Raw genomic sequence first — 15,921 nt, 5'->3', positions numbered from 1 at the left:
GCTCCTTAGCGGACGATGGTGCCGGTGCGGCGGATTTTGCGTTGCAGCTGCAGGATGCCGTAAAGCAGCGCCTCGGCCGTGGGTGGGCAGCCGGGGACGTAGACGTCGACCGGTACGATGCGGTCGCAGCCACGCACCACGGAATAGCTGTAGTGATAGTAGCCGCCGCCATTGGCGCAGGAACCCATCGAGATCACGTAGCGCGGCTCGGGCATCTGGTCGTAGACCTTGCGCAGGGCGGGCGCCATCTTGTTCGTCAACGTGCCAGCCACGATCATCAGGTCGGACTGGCGCGGGGACGCGCGGGGTGCCGTGCCGAACCGTTCAAGGTCATAGCGCGGCATGGAGGTGTGCATCATCTCGACCGCGCAGCAGGCCAGACCAAAGGTCATCCAGTGCAGCGAGCCGGTGCGCGCCCAGTTGATGATGTCGTCGGTTGAGGTGAGCAGGAAACCCTTGTCCTGCAATTCGGCATTCAAGGCTTGGGTGGCGTGGTCTTTGTCGCCACCTGCATAGGCGGGGCCGAGCGAACCGGTGTCGGTTACTGCCATTCCAAAGCTCCCTTTTTCCACTCATAGGCAAAGCCGATGGTCAGGACGCCCAGGAACACCATCATGGACCAGAAGCCCACCATGCTCACATCCTGGAACGCGACGGCCCAGGGAAAGAGGAAGGCAATTTCGAGGTCAAAGATGATGAAGAGGATCGACACGAGGTAGAACCGCACATCGAACTTCATCCGCGCATCGTCGAAGGCGTTGAAGCCGCACTCGTAGGCCGACACCTTTTCGGGGTCCGGGTTGCGCACGGCGAGAACGACAGCAGCGAGGATCAGGACAAGACCGAGGCCAATGGCGACGGCCAGAAACACGAGAATGGGGAGATACTCCCGCAACATCTCTTCCACGTTGGGCTCCTTTTCTTGGCGCGAAGTGGCCGCGCCAGGTCAAGTGGCAAAGTTGACTGGACCTTGATGTACGCCTGCCGCACGGCAGGGTCAATAAAGGCCGGGGGTGGAAGTGATGGAAATTCCGGGTGATTTCGCCGCAGCGGGCGCTGTGCGCGGTCACCTATGCCGCAACGATGGTGCGCTTTGGCGTGGAATACTGTGCATCCGGCCATGAGCTTTGCCCATTCACGGCTAATTCTGCACTTTTTGCATCAATTGCGCGAGAGCGCGCCGCTCCGGGCAATCCCGGTGGCGCACTTTCGTTTTCGGACGCTCAGGTCACATCAACAGAATGTCGGACCCGCCTGCCGCGCGCCGCAAGTCATGGACCGCTTGCAACTCGGGATCGGCGATCCACGCTTCGGCGGCGGCGCGGTCCGGGAACCGGATGATGGCCATGATGTCCGGCACAACTGGCGCGCCTTCCAGCGCAGAGATGTCGGGCGCTGCCTGAACAATCTCTCCGCCATGTCGCGCCAGCGCTACGCCCGCCTTCTCCCGATATTGTGCGAGGCTGTCCGGGTTCGTGATGCGCAACATCGCAACAGCATGAGTGGTCATGGTGACTTCCTTTCACTTGATGGTCCAAGTGACGCTACCGCCACCGTACTTGTGAATTAAACGAGTGTATCTGCGCCCCACCTGTGCAAAAACAATCAACGTTGCAGTGAGAGACGTCGATGGACTGGGATGATCTGAAATACGTTCTGGAAACAGTGCGCCATGGCGGATTGAGCGGCGCTGCGCGGGCGCTTGGCGTCAACCATGCCACCGTGGCGCGCCGCATCGCGGCTGCAGAGGCGAACCTTGGTGCCGCGCTTTTCGACCGGCGCCCGTCCGGTTACGCGCCCACGCAAGCCGGACGCGATGCCGCCCGCACGGCAGAGACATTCGAGACAGAGCACGCCACCCTGTCGCGCAGCATCGCGGCCCGCGATGCCGCATTGAGCGGGCCGCTGACGGTCACGGCGCCGCAACTCATGGTGCAGACCGTGCTCGCCCCGATTTTTGGCGCCTTCGCCCGGGCGCATCCGGATATCGAGCTGACCATCCTGGGTGCCATCGAAACGCTGAACCTGGCCGAGCGCGAGGCCGATGTGGCGATCCGGATTTCGGACGCGCCGGACCCGGATCTGGTCGGGCGGCAAGCTGCTGTGCAGAAATCAGCGGTTTACGCCAGCGTGGAGTATGTCGCGGCATTGGAGAAGGACCCGGAACGCCAGTTGCACTGGCTGAGGTTCCTGCACTGGCAACCGGCACCGCGCGATGTGCTTGCGGTCTATCCCAACACGCGGACGGTCATGAAACTGGATGACATGATCGCTATGCTGGGTGCTTTGCGCGAAGGATTAGGCGCGTCCCGCGTACCCTGTATCATAGGCGATCGCGATCCCGCGCTGGCGCGGGTGCCAGGGCTGCCGTTGATGCCCTACAGGCCCATCTGGGTACTGACGCACGCGGATTTGCGCGCGGTGCCCCGCATTGCGGCCTTTACCGAGTTCGTCTCTACCGCCCTGCGCAAGCAGCGCGGGGCCTTTGCAGGCGAAGCGACCTAGGGTGTCATCCAAGCCGCCTTGCGCTTGGCAAAGAAAGCGTCGATGCCCTCGGCCGCTTCCTCCGTTTCCCAGCGCGCCTTGAGTGCCGCGATCGAGGTGGCGATCGTGTCGTCGTCTATGCGTGGCCCGAAGCCGCGGGCCAAAGCCTTGGCCGCCGCGACGGCCCCAGGCGCGCAATTCAGGTAGGGTGCGACTTCCGCCTCGACCGCTGCGGCAAGGTCATCCGCCGGGACGGTCCGCGCGAGTAGGCCAAGCTCGACCGCCTCTTCCGCGTCAAAGATACGGGATGACATGAAGACGCGTCGCGCACGCCCCTCACCCATGCGCGCCACCACATAGGGCCCGATGGTGGCGGGGATGATGCCCAGCCGCGTTTCGGTCAGACCCAGTTTGATGTGGTCCGCACCAATGGCGACATCGCAGACCGAGGCCATGCCGACGCCGCCGCCAAAGGCGTTGCCGTGCAGCGCACCGATCAGCGGTTTGGGCATCGTGTTGAGAGCCTGCAGCATATGCGCAAGCTTGCCCGCCTCGGACGCACGCGTTTCGGCATCGGACTGCATCTGCTCGCGCATCCAACCAAGGTCGCCACCGGCGCAGAAGGTCTTGCCCGCCGCGGCAAGCACGACGACGCGCACCGTATCATCGGCACCGAGGGTGCGCGCGGCGTGATGCAGTTCTGCAATCATCTGCGCGTTCATGGCGTTGTGCTTGTCGGCGCGGTCGAGCGTGAGCGTTGCCACGCCGCGTGCGTCTGTGGTGATGGAAATGGTGTCGGTCACGAATGTCAGTCCTTCTTTGCGCCGCGCATGGCACGGGCCATCTCTGCCGCTTCTGCGATCACGCCGAGGTCGAGGCCGGTGTCGTAGCCGAGGCGTGCAAGATGTGAGGCTACTGCCTCAGTCGCGACATTGCCCGCGGCGCCGGGGGCATAGGGGCAGCCGCCGAGCCCACCGACCGCCGCATCGAAGACGCGCAGGCCCAGCGCGAGGGCCGCGTCGATGTTGTCGAGCGCCCGCCCGCTCGTGTCGTGGAAATGCCCGGCGAGCCGACCAACCGGCACCACGTCGCGCACGGCCAGCAGCATACGGGCCAGGGCGTCGGGGGTGCCCTGCCCGATCGTGTCGCCGAGGCTGATCTCGTAACAGCCCATGGCAAAGAGCCGGTCCGCGACCCGCGCCACAGCCTCGGGGGCGACGACACCATCATAGGGGCAATCCACGACGCAGGAGACATAGCCGCGCACCGGCAGATCGATGGCGCGGGCGGCCTCGATCACCGGGGCGAAGCGGTGGAGTGCCTCGTCCACGCTGGCGTTTACGTTGGCGCGGCTGAACCCTTCGCTTGCCGAGCCGAAAACGGCCACCTCGTCCGCGCCTGCCGCGCGCGCGTCGTCGAAGCCGCGCATGTTCGGGGTCAGTGCCGCATAGCGGATGCCGGGCGCGCGCATGATCCCGGCGAGCACATCGGCGCTGCCCGCCATTTGCGGCACCCATTTCGGGCTGACAAAGCTGGCGCATTCGATCCGGCGGAAGCCTGCGGCACTCAGCTTGTCGACCAGCGCAACCTTTTCGGCCACAGGGATGTCGCGCGCCTCGTTCTGCAGCCCGTCGCGCGGGCCCACTTCGTAGATTTCAACCGTGTCCATTTATCCCTCCCGCGCCGGATAGAAGTCCCGATCATAGAGCCGCGCGGCCGGTTCCGGCAAACTGGCTTGGAAGCCGGTCCGGTCCGTGATGCGCGCAAACCATCGGGCCAGTTCGGGGTGATCGTCGAAGTCGCGGAAGTGCTGCGCCATGTAAACTGCCTGCCCGACCGAGATGTCGGCTGCGGAAAAGCCGGAGGTTAGAAGGTAGTCGCGGTTCTCCACGGGCGTGGACAGTCGCGCCTCGATCGCGTCGTAGCATTTGCCCAGCCGTGCCGCTTCGAGTTTCATCACCGTGGGGCTGCGCATCGCGTCGTCGTGGAGAACGATGTGTTGTTGCGTCAGTGCTGCAGCATGTTGGCTGACGGTTTCGGCAAAGTGCACCCAGACGAGCCATGCCATGCGGTCCGGGCTGCCGGGAGAGCGGCCCAAGCCGTCTGAGCTGAACCGGTCGCAGAGGTATTCGGTGATGGCGCCGGTTTCGAACATGCGCTCACCATCGATTTCGAGCGCGGGCACACGGCCTGCTGGGCTGAGGCTCAGGAACTCGGGCGCGCGTAGGGATTTGTCGAAGGGGTGGACATTAACCTGGAACGGGACGTCCAACTCATGCAGCAGCCAGAGCGTGCGCATGGATCGGGTCTGCGGGCAGTGGTGGAGCGTGATCATGCTGCCTCCGGGAATGCGCCTTGGGCGGTTTCTATGAAGACTTGGGTGGGCTTCAATGCGTCAAACCATGCCGCCAGTGCGTGCCGCTTGGCAAGCGCCGCGGCACCTTCAGGCACGCGCTGGAAGGCGTCGATCATGGGGCACAGGTGACAATCTGCGCGGGTCAGGTCCGCGCCCGTCAGCACCTCGCCCGCCTGCGCGATGTCTTCCAGCATGTTGAGGACACAAGCGGATGCCTCCAACCCCGACGCCAGTTCCTCGGGATCGGACGGCGCCCCCATGGAGGGCCGGAACCAGCCGTGGGAATAGACCTGCCTCACAAGCGGCCAGTAGCCATAGGCATCCACGATGCTTCCCACCTGAGCGGCGCGCGCCTGCACAATGGGCGGCGCCTGCCAGCCGCGTGTTGCATCGCACCACGCGAGGATGGCCGCGGTTTCGTAGAGGGTGTCATTGCCGACGCGCAACACGGGCACCCTGCCCATCGGGTGTGCTGCGTTCGAGGCCATTTCCGGATTGAACGGGTCGCACTCTTCATAGGCGTACTCGCATCCTGCCAGATGCAATCCCATGCGCGCGGCGCGCGTGTAGACGCTGTAGCGATAGCCGATAAGGCATAGATCGCTCATGCGTCTACATCCTCCTCCAGCCGCACAAGCGCTGCGCCTGCCACAACCTGATCCCCTTCTGCTGCCAGCACTTCGGCCACGGTCCCGTCCCGGGCGGCCAAAAGCACGTGTTCCATCTTCATGGCTTCGAGAATGGCGAGCCTGTCGCCCTCGGCAACGACAGCGCCGGGCGTGGCAAAGACGGCTTTGACAAGGCCCGGCATCGGGGCTTCGACCACATTGCCATCGCCTGCTGCACTGGCAGCCACATCGAGCGGATCAACTATGTGGAACGCGATACCGTAGGCATCAAAAACGGTGACAGTGGTGCCGGCCACGTGCACATCCGGTGCCGGGTGCCCGTCGATGCGCCACTGATCCTGCCTGCGCTCGGCCAAAACAGGTGTGCCATCGACGTCCCACCGTTGGGTGTTGGCGTCCAGTACCTCAACAGTGCAGAGCACGGGGGTGTCGTTCCGCATCAACGGTATCGTGCGGCGCAGTGGCTGCCACAGGGAAAACCCGGCATCTGCCGTTGGCTTGTCGAGGCCGGAAACTCCCATCGCCGCTGCCACGGCATGGCGCGGTGCGATGTCCGGTTGCCGCACAAGCGTGTCGATGTCGCGTGCAATAAGGCCGGTATCGACCTCGCCCGCCGCAAATCCCGCGTGCCCGGCCAAGGCGCCGAGAAAGGCGAGGTTCGTGACCGTACCGCCCACCTGCGTGCCGAAGAGCGCCTGCGACAGCCGCTTCAGAGCCACGGCGCGTGTCGGTCCGTGTACGATGACCTTGGCAATCATCGGGTCATAGTGTGGGCTGATCTCATCCCCTGCCCGCACGCCGCTGTCGGCACGAGCGGATATCGGGAAGTTCAGATGGGTAAGTGTGCCTGTGGCGGGCAGGAAGCCGGCGGGCACATCTTCGGCGTAGAGCCGCGCCTCGAAGGCGTGACCGGTGATGGTCAGATCCTCTTGTGACATGGGCAGCGGCTCACCTGCGGCGACGCGCAGTTGCCACTCGACCAGATCGACGCCGGTGATCGCCTCCGTTACCGGGTGCTCGACCTGAAGCCGCGTGTTCATCTCCATGAAAAAGAAGCCGTCGGGGCGCAGTGGACCCGAGCCATCGACAATGAACTCTACCGTCCCTGCGCCCTTGTACCCAATGGCTTCGGCCGCGCGCACCGCAGCGTCGCCCATGGCGGCGCGCATCTCGTGGGTCATGCCGGGGGCCGGGGCTTCCTCGATCACCTTCTGGTGGCGGCGTTGCAGCGAACAATCGCGTTCGAAGAGATGCACGGCGCGGGTGCCGTCGCCAAAGACCTGAACCTCGATATGGCGCGGCTGGGTGACGAATTTCTCGACCAGCACGTCCGGGTTGCCGAACGCGGTCTGCGCCTCGCTGCGGGCGCTCGCCAATGCATCTGCAAAGTCGCCGGGTGCTTCGACTAGACGCATGCCTTTGCCACCGCCGCCTGCGACGGCCTTGATAAGGACGGGGTAGCCCATCTCGTCCGCTTCGGCGGCCAACAGCTCGTCGGACTGGTCCGCGCCATGGTAGCCGGGGACAACCGGCACGCCCGCCTCTACCATCAACGCCTTGGCCGCATCTTTGAGGCCCATGGCGCGTATCGCCTTCGCCGAAGGGCCGATGAAGGTCAGGCCAGCTGCCGCGACCGCTTCGACGAAATCAGGGTTCTCGGAGAGAAAGCCATAGCCGGGGTGGATCGCCTGCGCGCCTGTGTCGAGCGCCGCCCGGATGATCACGTCACCGCGCAGATAGCTTTCCGCCGGGGCGGGACCACCGATATGCACGGCAATATCCGCCATTTGCACATGTTTGGCGCTGGCATCCGCCTCGGAGTAGACAGCGACGCAACGCACACCCATGGCTTGCGCCGTTTCCATGACGCGACAGGCAATTTCGCCCCGGTTTGCGATGAGGATTGTGTTGAACATTATTGCACTGTTCCTTCGGCTCGGTGCCCGTGAATGTCTTTTGGCTTTGGAGCTGCTCCAACCCATTGGACCAACACAATTCCGTACGGAGGCACGGGTTGGCCGGAAAGGCAGGATCGTGACGATATAGGCTGACCATCGGTTGAATTTCGCCCAACCTCGGTAACACAGCATTTGTACTCACCGACGTTGAGCATCATCCCCGCGATGGGAAGACCTTCCACCTCTGTCAGTTGCAAAGCACATCCTTTGCCCTGCAACTCGAAGACGTCCGCTACTTTGCCGAGAAAGGCACGCATCACATCCGGAACACGCCAAAGCGTGTCTCCCCGATCGGAGCGTTCAGCGCCGCACTCAGGCTCAGATACAGCACGTCGCGCGCCTTGCGCGGGTCGATCACGCCGTCGTCCCAGAGCCGGGCGGAGGCATAGAGCGGGTGCGACTGCTCCTCGAACATGTCGACGGTCGGTTGTTTGAACGCCGCCTCTTCATCCTCGGACCACGTGCCCCCTGCCCGCTCGATCCCGTCGCGTTTGACCGTGGCCAGCACGCCCGCCGCCTGCGCGCCGCCCATGACCGAGATGCGGGAATTGGGCCAGGACCACAGGAACCGCGGGGAATAGGCGCGGCCCGCCATGCCGTAATTGCCCGCGCCGAACGAGCCGCCGACCAGCATCGTGACCTTGGGCACGGAGGTTGTCGCCACTGCCGTCACCATCTTGGCCCCGTGCCGCGCAATGCCTTCGTTTTCGTATTTCTGGCCAACCATGAAGCCGGTGATGTTTTGCAGGAAGACCAGCGGTATCTTGCGTTGCGAACAGAGTTCCACGAAATGGGCGCCCTTTTGCGCCGCCTCCGAAAACAGCACGCCGTTGTTGGCGATGATGCCGACGGGTACGCCTTTGATGTGGGCGAACCCGCAGACAAGCGTCTCGCCAAAACGCGCCTTGAAGGGATCGAAGCGGGAGCCATCGACGATGCGGGCGATCACCTCGTGGATGTCATAGGGCGTGCGCAGGTCGGCGGGCACGACGCCGAGGATCTCTTCGGGGTCGTAGGCCGGTTCCTCGGGACTTTGCAGGACCACTGTGTCCGGCTTGCGCAGATTGAGGTTGCCCACGGCCCTGCGGGCGAGCGCCAGGGCGTGTGCGTCGTCTTCGGCGAGATAGTCGGCCACACCGGACAGGCGCGTATGGACATCACCGCCACCGAGGTCTTCCGCGCTGACGACCTCACCCGTGGCTGCCTTGACCAGCGGCGGACCGGCTAGAAAGATGGTGCCCTGCTCTTTGACGATGATTGTCACATCGGACATGGCGGGCACGTAGGCGCCGCCTGCGGTGCAAGAACCCATGACCACGGCGATCTGCGGAATGCCCTTGGCGCTCATCTGCGCCTGGTTGAAGAAGATGCGCCCGAAGTGGTCGCGGTCGGGGAACACTTCGTCCTGGTTGGGCAGGTTCGCACCGCCGCTGTCGACCAGATAGATACAGGGCAGATTGTTTTGCTCCGCAATCTCCTGGGCGCGCAGGTGCTTTTTCACAGTCATTGGGTAGTAAGTGCCGCCCTTCACGGTGGCATCGTTGCACACGACCATGACCTCATGGCCCATGACCCGACCGATGCCAGCGATCACCCCCGCACAGGGAGCAGCATCACCGTAAAGCCCATGCGCCGCCGTTGCGCCGACTTCCAAAAAGGGAGAGCCAGGATCGAGCAGGTTGGCCACGCGGTCGCGCGGCAGCATCTTGCCACGGCTCACATGGCGATCGCGGGATTTCTGCCCCCCACCGGCTGCGGCATGGGCGGCGGCGGCACGCACGTCTTCTAGCGCAGCCAAATGCGCCTCGCGGTTGCTGCGGAACTGGTCGGACCCCGGCAAGGCGGAGGAGGTCAGGCGCATTGTGCGTCTCCTGCGTTCGGTCTTGATCTAAGAGGATAAATACCGCGTTTTCGATACGTCGTTTGACCTGCATCAACGCGGATCATCCAAAGTTCTGAGAGACTTGGCCTCACATAACGACGTGATTGGACAAGAACATGAAAAACACTCTCCGCATCACCACCGCTGCCCTGACCCTTGCCGCTCTGACCACCGGCGCGTTTGCGCAAAGCCAGGGCGACTGGACACTGGGTGTCGGGGTGGGCGGTGTCTTTCCCAAGTCCGGGAACGGCATCCTGAACGGCGCCGAAGCCGACATCGACGACGGTTATGCCCTGACCATCACCGGCGAATATTTCATCTGGGACAACGTGGGCATCGAGCTGCTGGCCGCGACCCCGTTCGAACATGACATCGACCTTGCCGGTGTCGGCTTTGCCGGATCCACCAAACACCTGCCGCCCACCCTGTCGGTCAACTACCACTTCCCGACCGACACCAAGTGGAAGCCCTATCTGGGCATCGGTGTGAACTACACCACCTTCTTCGAGGAAGAATCGCCCCTTGGCACGCTGGAGCTTGACGACAGCTGGGGTGTCGCGGTTCAGGCCGGTGTGGACTATGCCTTCAGCCCCCAGGACGCCTTCCGGGCCAACATCCGCTGGATCGACATCGACACCGACGTCATGCTGAACGGCGCACAGATCGGCACCGCCGAGATTGATCCCATCGTGCTCAACTTCGCCTATGTGCGGAAGTTCTGATCGGCCACAAAGCATCAAGCCTGCGCCTCCTCAGCGGCGCGGGCTTTCAATTCCTTACGAATGACCTTGCCCGTGACAGTCATGGGCAGGGCATTGAGGAATTCGATTTCCCTTGGATAAGAATAGCTTGCAAGGCGATCCTTGACGTAGGATTGCAATGCCTCGCCCGTCGGCGCGCATCCCGGTTTCGTCACGACGTAGGCTTTGACGATTTCGGTCCTCAGTGGATCGGGCTTGCCAACAACCCCGACTGTCGCCACGTCCGGGTGGGTGAGCAGGCAATCCTCGATCTCTGCCGGGCCGATCCGGTAGCCGGCCGAGGTGATCACGTCATCGTCTCGTCCGACAAAACGGATGTCGTGTCCGTCTTGCTTGCCGCGGTCCCCCGTGAGCATCCAATCACCCCTGAATTTTTCGGCCGTTGCTTCGGGACGGTTCCAATACTCCAGCATCATTGATGGCGCACCGCGCTTGACCGCTATGTCGCCCTCGCCGTCCGTTATGCTGCCATTCGCGTCAATGACAGCCACGTCAAAGCCCGGCACAGCACGGCCCATGCATCCCGGCTTGGTGTCGTAACAGGCGGCGCACGACGTCACCACCATGTTGCATTCGGTCTGGCCGTAGAATTCGTTGATGGTCACGCCGAGCGCGTCGCGCGCCCATGCCAACATCTCAGCTCCCAGCGGCTCACCACCGCTTGCAACGGAGCGAAGGCCGCTGATGCGCGCGCCCTCCGCTTTGAGCATCCGCAGCGCCGTTGGTGGGAAAAAGATATTTTTGACAGAGGCTTGCGATATGATCCTGATGCACTCGTCCACATCAAACCGGCGCATACGCGATGCGACCACGGGTACACCCAGCGCGAGGCCGGGCATAAGGACGTCGAAGAGCCCACCGATCCAAGCCCAGTCGGCGGGTGTCCATAGGCAATCGCCCGGCTGGCCCAACTGATCATGGCTGAGCGCAACGCCCGGTAGATGCCCGTGAAGTATGCCGTGCCCGTGTAAGGCACCCTTGGGCGTGCCTGTTGTGCCGGAGGTGTAGATCAGGACTGCGGGTGTCGTGGTGGTGGCGGGCGCGAACGGCACCGCGTCGCCAGCGACACCTACCGTCTCCACCATCCAACAGGTCGCGAGGTCGCCAACCAGAGCGGCGCCTTCCGCGTCCGTCAGCACCAGTATCGCGCCGGAATCCTCAAGCCGTGAACGCAAGGCATCCTGCTTGAAGAGTTTGAACAAAGGCACTGAAATCGCGCCGATTTTCCAGATTGCAAGATGTGCGGCCGCACACCACGGCGTTTGCGACAGAAGGACACCAACACGGTCCCCCGGCCGGACCTGCGCACTGAGAGCACGCGCCAAACCGTCCACCATCTCGACCAGTTCACCAAAAGTGACATCTACGGGAGCGCCAGACCCGAGGTCGATGATGGCAATCTGATCTGGCGCGTGATCAAGGCATTGGGCGGCCATGTTCATATACCGCCCTCCTGATCCACCACGGACAGGCTGCCCCACCGGTCCACGGCATAGAGGATGCTGGCGCAACGCACATAGAACACCGCCCCGTCCTCGCCCGGCCAGCCGACGCATTGGCTGCGGTCGCCGCCGTGCTGCGCCACATGGGCGTCGGCCACGGATTCGATCACGCCGCTGGCGTCGAGCGTCACTTGCCGCTGGCCCAGCCAGAACCCTCCGAGGGCGGCCAGAACGACAAGCACAGCCGTGGTGATGACGACCTGCCGCGGCATCACATCATTGCCGAAACCAGTTCACGGCCCACCAGCATGCGCCGGATTTCCGATGTACCTGCGCCGATCTCCATCAGCTTGGCGTCGCGGAAGATGCGGGCGACGGGTGCATCATTGAGGAACCCGGCACCGCCCATGGCCTGCACGGCCTGATGGGCCTGTTTCATCGCTTCTTCGGAGGCATAGAGGCAGCACGCCGCCGCATCCTGGCGCGTGACCTCGCCCCGGTCGCAGGCTTTCGCCACTTCGTATACATATGCGCGCGCCGAATTCATGGCCGCATACATATCCGCGATCTTACCCTGCATCAGCTGGAAGTTCCCGATGGGCTGGCCGAACTGCTTGCGCTCCGTGACGTAGGGCATGACCTCGTCCAGACAGGCCGCCATGATGCCCAGACCGATGCCGGCCAGTACAACGCGCTCGTAGTCGAGACCGGACATCAGAACGGCGACACCTCGCCCTTCTTCACCCAGAATGTTTTCGAAGGGCACTTCCACATCTTCAAAGATCAGCTCGCCCGTGTTCGATCCGCGCATGCCCAGCTTGTCGAAATGGGGAGAGGTGGAAAAGCCTTTCATTTCCTTTTCAATCAGGAAGGCTGTCATGCCCCGTGGCCCGGCCTCAGGGTCTGTCTTGGCATAGACGACAAGCGTGTCGGCGTCGGGGCCGTTGGTGATCCAGTATTTCGTGCCGTTGAGTATGAAACGGTCATTGCGCTTTTCGGCGTGCAACTTCATCGACACCACGTCAGAGCCTGCGCCGGCCTCGGACATGGCAAGAGCTCCGACATGTTGGCCACTGACGAGGCCGGGCAAATACTTCGCTTTCTGCTCCGGTGTCGCGTTCAGCTTGATCTGATTGACGCAGAGGTTCGAGTGCGCGCCGTAGCTGAGAGAGACCGAGGCGCTGGCGCGCGCGATCTCTTCGATGGCGACAGTGTGGGCGAGGTAGCCCATCCCCGCCCCGCCGTTCTCTTCATCGACGGTAATGCCAAGCAGGCCAAGCTCACCCATCTCGGGCCACAGCTCGGGCGGGAAGTTGTTGTCGCTGTCGATCCTCGCGGCCATCGGCTTGACGCGCTCTTGCGCCCAGCGATGCACCATTTCGCGCAGCGCGCCGATCTCTTCGCCAAGATCGAATGTCATGGATGCGTGAAACATGGGCCCTCCCCCGATATTCACCCGTAAATTGAACGCTTGTTCATAAATAGCGGGGAAGGGTCGCAGTGTCGAGTCCCGGTACGGGACGGATCAGCGGCGTCTAGTGGTCCACGAACTCACGCAGGCTCACCTCTCCGTCGCCGTCGACATCAAGAAACTGAAGGATCTCGGGCGCTTTGGCAGCACTTTGCATACCGATGGCGGCACGGCATGCCGCGGGAACCTTGGCTTCATCTGCTTTATATGCGGCAACAAGCTCGGCTTCCGTGATGAAGCCGTTGCCATCTGCGTCGGCTTCTACAAAGTCGCTTGCCCTTTGGTTTTCGTAGGCGGCGACGTACTCCTTGAGTGTGACAGAACCATCGCTGTTGGCGTCATAAAACTCCAAATGCCCGTCGGCCAGCATCTCCGGTGTTGCGTCCCAGCGTTCTTGCCACTCAGTGCCTTCGCAGGCGGGTGGAACGTCCGCAACAGAGATGCGGTGGGTCATGTCCGCGACAAGTTCGGTGTAGTCGATCACGCCGTCACGGTTGGCGTCCATGGCGCGAAAACTGGTTTTGAAGTCGGTCTTTGCCTCGGCACCGGCAAGCGATACCGAAACGAGAACAGCAATGGTGATGGCAACGGGCGCGCCGGCAAACGTAATTCTGCTCCACATGGGGGCCTCCTTGGATACAAGTTGAGGCACGGCATCTTCGGCAATCAGGCGGCGCAAGGCAGCGCTCATGGATTCTCCACGTGCTGCCGCGCGGGCAGCAAAGGCGGATTTTTCGCTGAGGCTTACCCGGACTTCGAGCGTTTCAGATTTCTTTTCTTGGCGCATGATAAATGACTTTTTGGAGATGTCGTGCTGCCTGCAAAAGGCCGCATGTGATGCGCCAAATTCTACCATTGCCGTGCCGGGACGCACGCCATTTCGTGTCCGGACACGGGTTTTCAGCGGAAAATTGTCAGATCAGGCCATGCTGCGGTTGTGGACGCGCGACACCTCGTCCCGGATGATGCGAGCGATCAGTGCGCAGTCATCAAGGCTGAAGGTCAGAGGCACGCGCAGATCCACGATGCCCGCCAAAACCCGATCGCTTGCCGCCATGGGTTTAGACGGGGCATAGCGCCAACTGTCGTAGCGGCTTGTGAAGGCGACCGGCTCCGCTGCGCCAAACCACTTCAACTCGACCCCGCGTGCGGCACATTTTGCGACCACATCGCGTACGGCAGAGGCCGCCCAGTCCAGCAGAAGGAATTGGAAGGAAGAGCCGACGATCGTTTCTTGCTCCGGCCGGTCAATGACCGTCAGGCCGGGCGTGTCCCTGAGCCCGTCTTCGAGCGCGTGGTAGCGGTCGTTCCAGTGTTGGCATTGCGTGGCCAGATCAGCAATCTGCGGGCGCAGGATCGCGGCGCGCAGGTTATCCATGCGACCCGAGATGTTGGGTGTGTGATACTTGATGTCGTCGAACGCCTCTTTCGGCGGGGCCGCGAGGTGACGTTCATAGAGCATATAGCTGCCCGATAGCATCACCGCTTTGGCCGCCAGATGCGGGTCATCGGTGACAAGGAAACCGCCCTCGCCAGAGTTGACGTGCTTGTAGGTCTGGCAGGAATAGCAACCGATGGCGCCGTGCCGGCCGGACGGGATACCGTTCCAGGCTGCCCCCATGGTATGCGCGCAATCCTCGATCACGGTCACACCAGCGGCATCACACATCGCCATCAGCCGGTCCATGTCGCAGATATGGCCGCGCATGTGGCTGAGCAGCAGGACGCGCGCCTCGCCCAGCTTTGTTTCGAGATCATCCAGGTCGATGGTCAGGCTTTCCGTCACACCGACAAAGACAGGCACAGCGCCCAGCGAGGCGATGGCGCCCGGGACGGGTGCCAAGGTAAAAGCGTTGGACAGCACTTTGTCACCCGGTTTCACCCCGACGGCACGCAGGGCTGTGGCCATCGCATACCCGCCCGAGGCTACGGCCAGACAATATTGCGATCCGACAGTTGCCGCGAATTCCTGCTCCAAAAGAGCAGTTTCCGACTGTTCATCAGGACCGGTATTGTAGCGGTGCAGTCGCCCGTGCCGCATGACGGCAATGGCGGCCTCGATCCCGGCTTCGGGGATAGGCTCTTGCTGGGTGAAATTGCCTGTGAAACGCTCTGTCATGCGCCGTTTGTGAAATGCGGCAGCCGACCCGTCAAGAGAGCGTCGGCGGATTTCGGGTTCTGAAATTGGGGCTGCAGTTTATCGCAGCGGTCGCAACGCCGTGACGACGGTCGGCAGTGCGGCGAAGTCATCCAGAAGCGCCTCTGGTTCAAGGGCAGCCATATCCTCGCCCGACGGGCCGAAGGTGACGAGGATCGACGGGACCCCCGCCGCCCGCGCGGTGTTGCGGTCGGTGTCGCTGTCGCCAACCAGAACGCAGGCGTCGCCGTCGACGCCAAGACGGCGGGTTGCCTCGAACAGCGGTTCGGGATCCGGCTTGCGGACGGACAGCGTGTCGGCACCCACGAGGCTGCCAAACGCATCGCGCACACCAAGATCCTGCATCAACTGCTCGGCCAACCCTTCGGGTTTGTTTGTGCAGATACCGATGGCATAGCCGTGATCTTTCAGGACCGCGATGCTGTCCATCACACCGGGGTAAAGTGTTGTTCGGCTGGAGATGTCGGCGGCGTAGGCGTCGAGCAGCACGGGATAGTATCGATCCACCGTCGCGTCATCCATCCGACCCATGCGCGTCAGCCCGGTGCGCAGCATCATCCGCCCACCACGCAGAGCCACCCCTGCATCCTGCGGCCCCAGCACATCGCCCAGCCCCATATCGCGAAAACAGTGGTTGGCTGCAGCGAGCAGATCGCCACTGGTGTCCGCCAAGGTTCCGTCGAGGTCGAAAATCACTGCCGCCATACCCGCCTTTCCGGCGGATGCCCGCCCGTTTCTGTTGCAGGCCGAAACCATGTTTGATGGCCCGCCCGCTTGCGC

At 62.9% G+C, this 15,921-nt stretch carries 17 protein-coding genes; 2 read left to right on the top strand and 15 right to left on the bottom strand.

What is annotated here, in order from left to right; translation table 11 throughout:
- Positions 1-5: 5 nt before the first annotated feature.
- The 3 genes from KUV51_RS04365 to KUV51_RS04355 form a co-directional block, all read right to left on the bottom strand.
- Positions 6-551: a NuoB/complex I 20 kDa subunit family protein gene (locus KUV51_RS04365; protein WP_222520373.1), complete on the bottom strand. Its 546-nt coding sequence runs from the start codon at positions 549-551 to the stop codon at positions 6-8.
- Positions 542-907 (bottom strand): NADH-quinone oxidoreductase subunit A, encoded by a 366-nt coding sequence (locus tag KUV51_RS04360; RefSeq protein WP_222520372.1) that lies wholly within the window; start codon positions 905-907, stop codon positions 542-544. The genes KUV51_RS04365 and KUV51_RS04360 overlap by 10 nt, the downstream gene beginning before the upstream one ends.
- Before the next feature lie 321 nt (positions 908-1,228).
- A complete protein-coding gene (locus KUV51_RS04355) occupies positions 1,229-1,510 on the bottom strand; it encodes a DUF1330 domain-containing protein (protein WP_222520371.1) in 282 nt (93 codons plus the stop codon).
- Between the two features lie 119 nt (positions 1,511-1,629).
- Here KUV51_RS04355 and KUV51_RS04350 point away from each other — a divergent pair, with 119 nt between their 5' ends.
- Entirely contained in the window at positions 1,630-2,505 is an 876-nt protein-coding gene (locus tag KUV51_RS04350; protein ID WP_222520370.1) for a LysR family transcriptional regulator, read from the top strand.
- Here the strand turns inward: KUV51_RS04350 and KUV51_RS04345 are convergent.
- From KUV51_RS04345 to KUV51_RS04320, 6 genes are all read right to left on the bottom strand, one after another.
- Positions 2,502-3,287, bottom strand: a complete 786-nt coding sequence (locus KUV51_RS04345; protein ID WP_222520369.1) for a crotonase/enoyl-CoA hydratase family protein — start codon at positions 3,285-3,287, stop codon at positions 2,502-2,504. The genes KUV51_RS04350 and KUV51_RS04345 overlap by 4 nt on opposite strands.
- 5 nt (positions 3,288-3,292) lie before the next feature.
- A complete protein-coding gene (locus tag KUV51_RS04340) occupies positions 3,293-4,153 on the bottom strand; it encodes a hydroxymethylglutaryl-CoA lyase (protein ID WP_222520368.1) in 861 nt (286 codons plus the stop codon).
- Positions 4,154-4,819 (bottom strand): glutathione S-transferase family protein, encoded by a 666-nt coding sequence (locus KUV51_RS04335; protein ID WP_222520367.1) that lies wholly within the window; start codon positions 4,817-4,819, stop codon positions 4,154-4,156.
- Positions 4,816-5,448, bottom strand: coding sequence for a glutathione S-transferase family protein (locus KUV51_RS04330; RefSeq protein WP_222520366.1), 633 nt, complete (start codon positions 5,446-5,448; stop codon positions 4,816-4,818). Before KUV51_RS04330 ends, KUV51_RS04335 begins: the two co-directional genes overlap by 4 nt.
- A complete protein-coding gene (locus KUV51_RS04325) occupies positions 5,445-7,385 on the bottom strand; it encodes an acetyl/propionyl/methylcrotonyl-CoA carboxylase subunit alpha (RefSeq protein WP_222520365.1) in 1,941 nt (646 codons plus the stop codon). The genes KUV51_RS04330 and KUV51_RS04325 overlap by 4 nt, the downstream gene beginning before the upstream one ends.
- A gap of 298 nt (positions 7,386-7,683) precedes the next feature.
- A complete protein-coding gene (locus KUV51_RS04320; RefSeq protein ID WP_222520364.1) occupies positions 7,684-9,288 on the bottom strand; it encodes a carboxyl transferase domain-containing protein in 1,605 nt (534 codons plus the stop codon).
- A gap of 137 nt (positions 9,289-9,425) precedes the next feature.
- Between KUV51_RS04320 and KUV51_RS04315 the strand changes: the two genes are divergently transcribed.
- Positions 9,426-10,031 (top strand): OmpW/AlkL family protein, encoded by a 606-nt coding sequence (locus tag KUV51_RS04315; RefSeq protein ID WP_222520363.1) that lies wholly within the window; start codon positions 9,426-9,428, stop codon positions 10,029-10,031.
- Between the two features lie 14 nt (positions 10,032-10,045).
- On the opposite strand, the gene KUV51_RS04310 is transcribed toward KUV51_RS04315, so the two are convergent.
- From KUV51_RS04310 to KUV51_RS04285, 6 genes are all read right to left on the bottom strand, one after another.
- Positions 10,046-11,512, bottom strand: a complete 1,467-nt coding sequence (locus tag KUV51_RS04310) for an AMP-binding protein (RefSeq protein WP_222520362.1) — start codon at positions 11,510-11,512, stop codon at positions 10,046-10,048.
- Entirely contained in the window at positions 11,509-11,784 is a 276-nt protein-coding gene (locus KUV51_RS04305; RefSeq protein ID WP_222520361.1) for a hypothetical protein, read from the bottom strand. The genes KUV51_RS04310 and KUV51_RS04305 overlap by 4 nt, the downstream gene beginning before the upstream one ends.
- Positions 11,784-12,947 carry an isovaleryl-CoA dehydrogenase gene (locus KUV51_RS04300; protein WP_222520360.1) on the bottom strand — a complete coding sequence of 388 codons (1,164 nt, stop codon included), beginning with the start codon at positions 12,945-12,947 and terminating at the stop codon, positions 11,784-11,786. The genes KUV51_RS04305 and KUV51_RS04300 overlap by 1 nt, the downstream gene beginning before the upstream one ends.
- Positions 12,948-13,047: 100 nt before the next feature.
- On the bottom strand, positions 13,048-13,770 hold the full coding sequence (locus tag KUV51_RS04295; RefSeq protein ID WP_222520359.1) for an EF-hand domain-containing protein: 723 nt from the start codon (positions 13,768-13,770) through the stop codon (positions 13,048-13,050).
- A gap of 132 nt (positions 13,771-13,902) precedes the next feature.
- Positions 13,903-15,102 (bottom strand): DegT/DnrJ/EryC1/StrS family aminotransferase, encoded by a 1,200-nt coding sequence (locus KUV51_RS04290; RefSeq protein WP_222520358.1) that lies wholly within the window; start codon positions 15,100-15,102, stop codon positions 13,903-13,905.
- Between the two features lie 78 nt (positions 15,103-15,180).
- The gene (locus KUV51_RS04285; RefSeq protein ID WP_222520357.1) at positions 15,181-15,846 is read right to left on the bottom strand and encodes an HAD-IA family hydrolase; all 666 of its coding nucleotides are present in this window, start codon (positions 15,844-15,846) and stop codon (positions 15,181-15,183) included.
- Positions 15,847-15,921 lie beyond the last annotated feature (75 nt).

Origin of the sequence: Tateyamaria omphalii (assembly GCF_019802125.1) — a bacterium.
GTDB lineage: Bacteria > Pseudomonadota > Alphaproteobacteria > Rhodobacterales > Rhodobacteraceae > Tateyamaria > Tateyamaria omphalii_B.
Note: the sequence above shows the minus strand (reverse complement) of the source record. Positions and strands in the feature narration are given on the sequence as shown.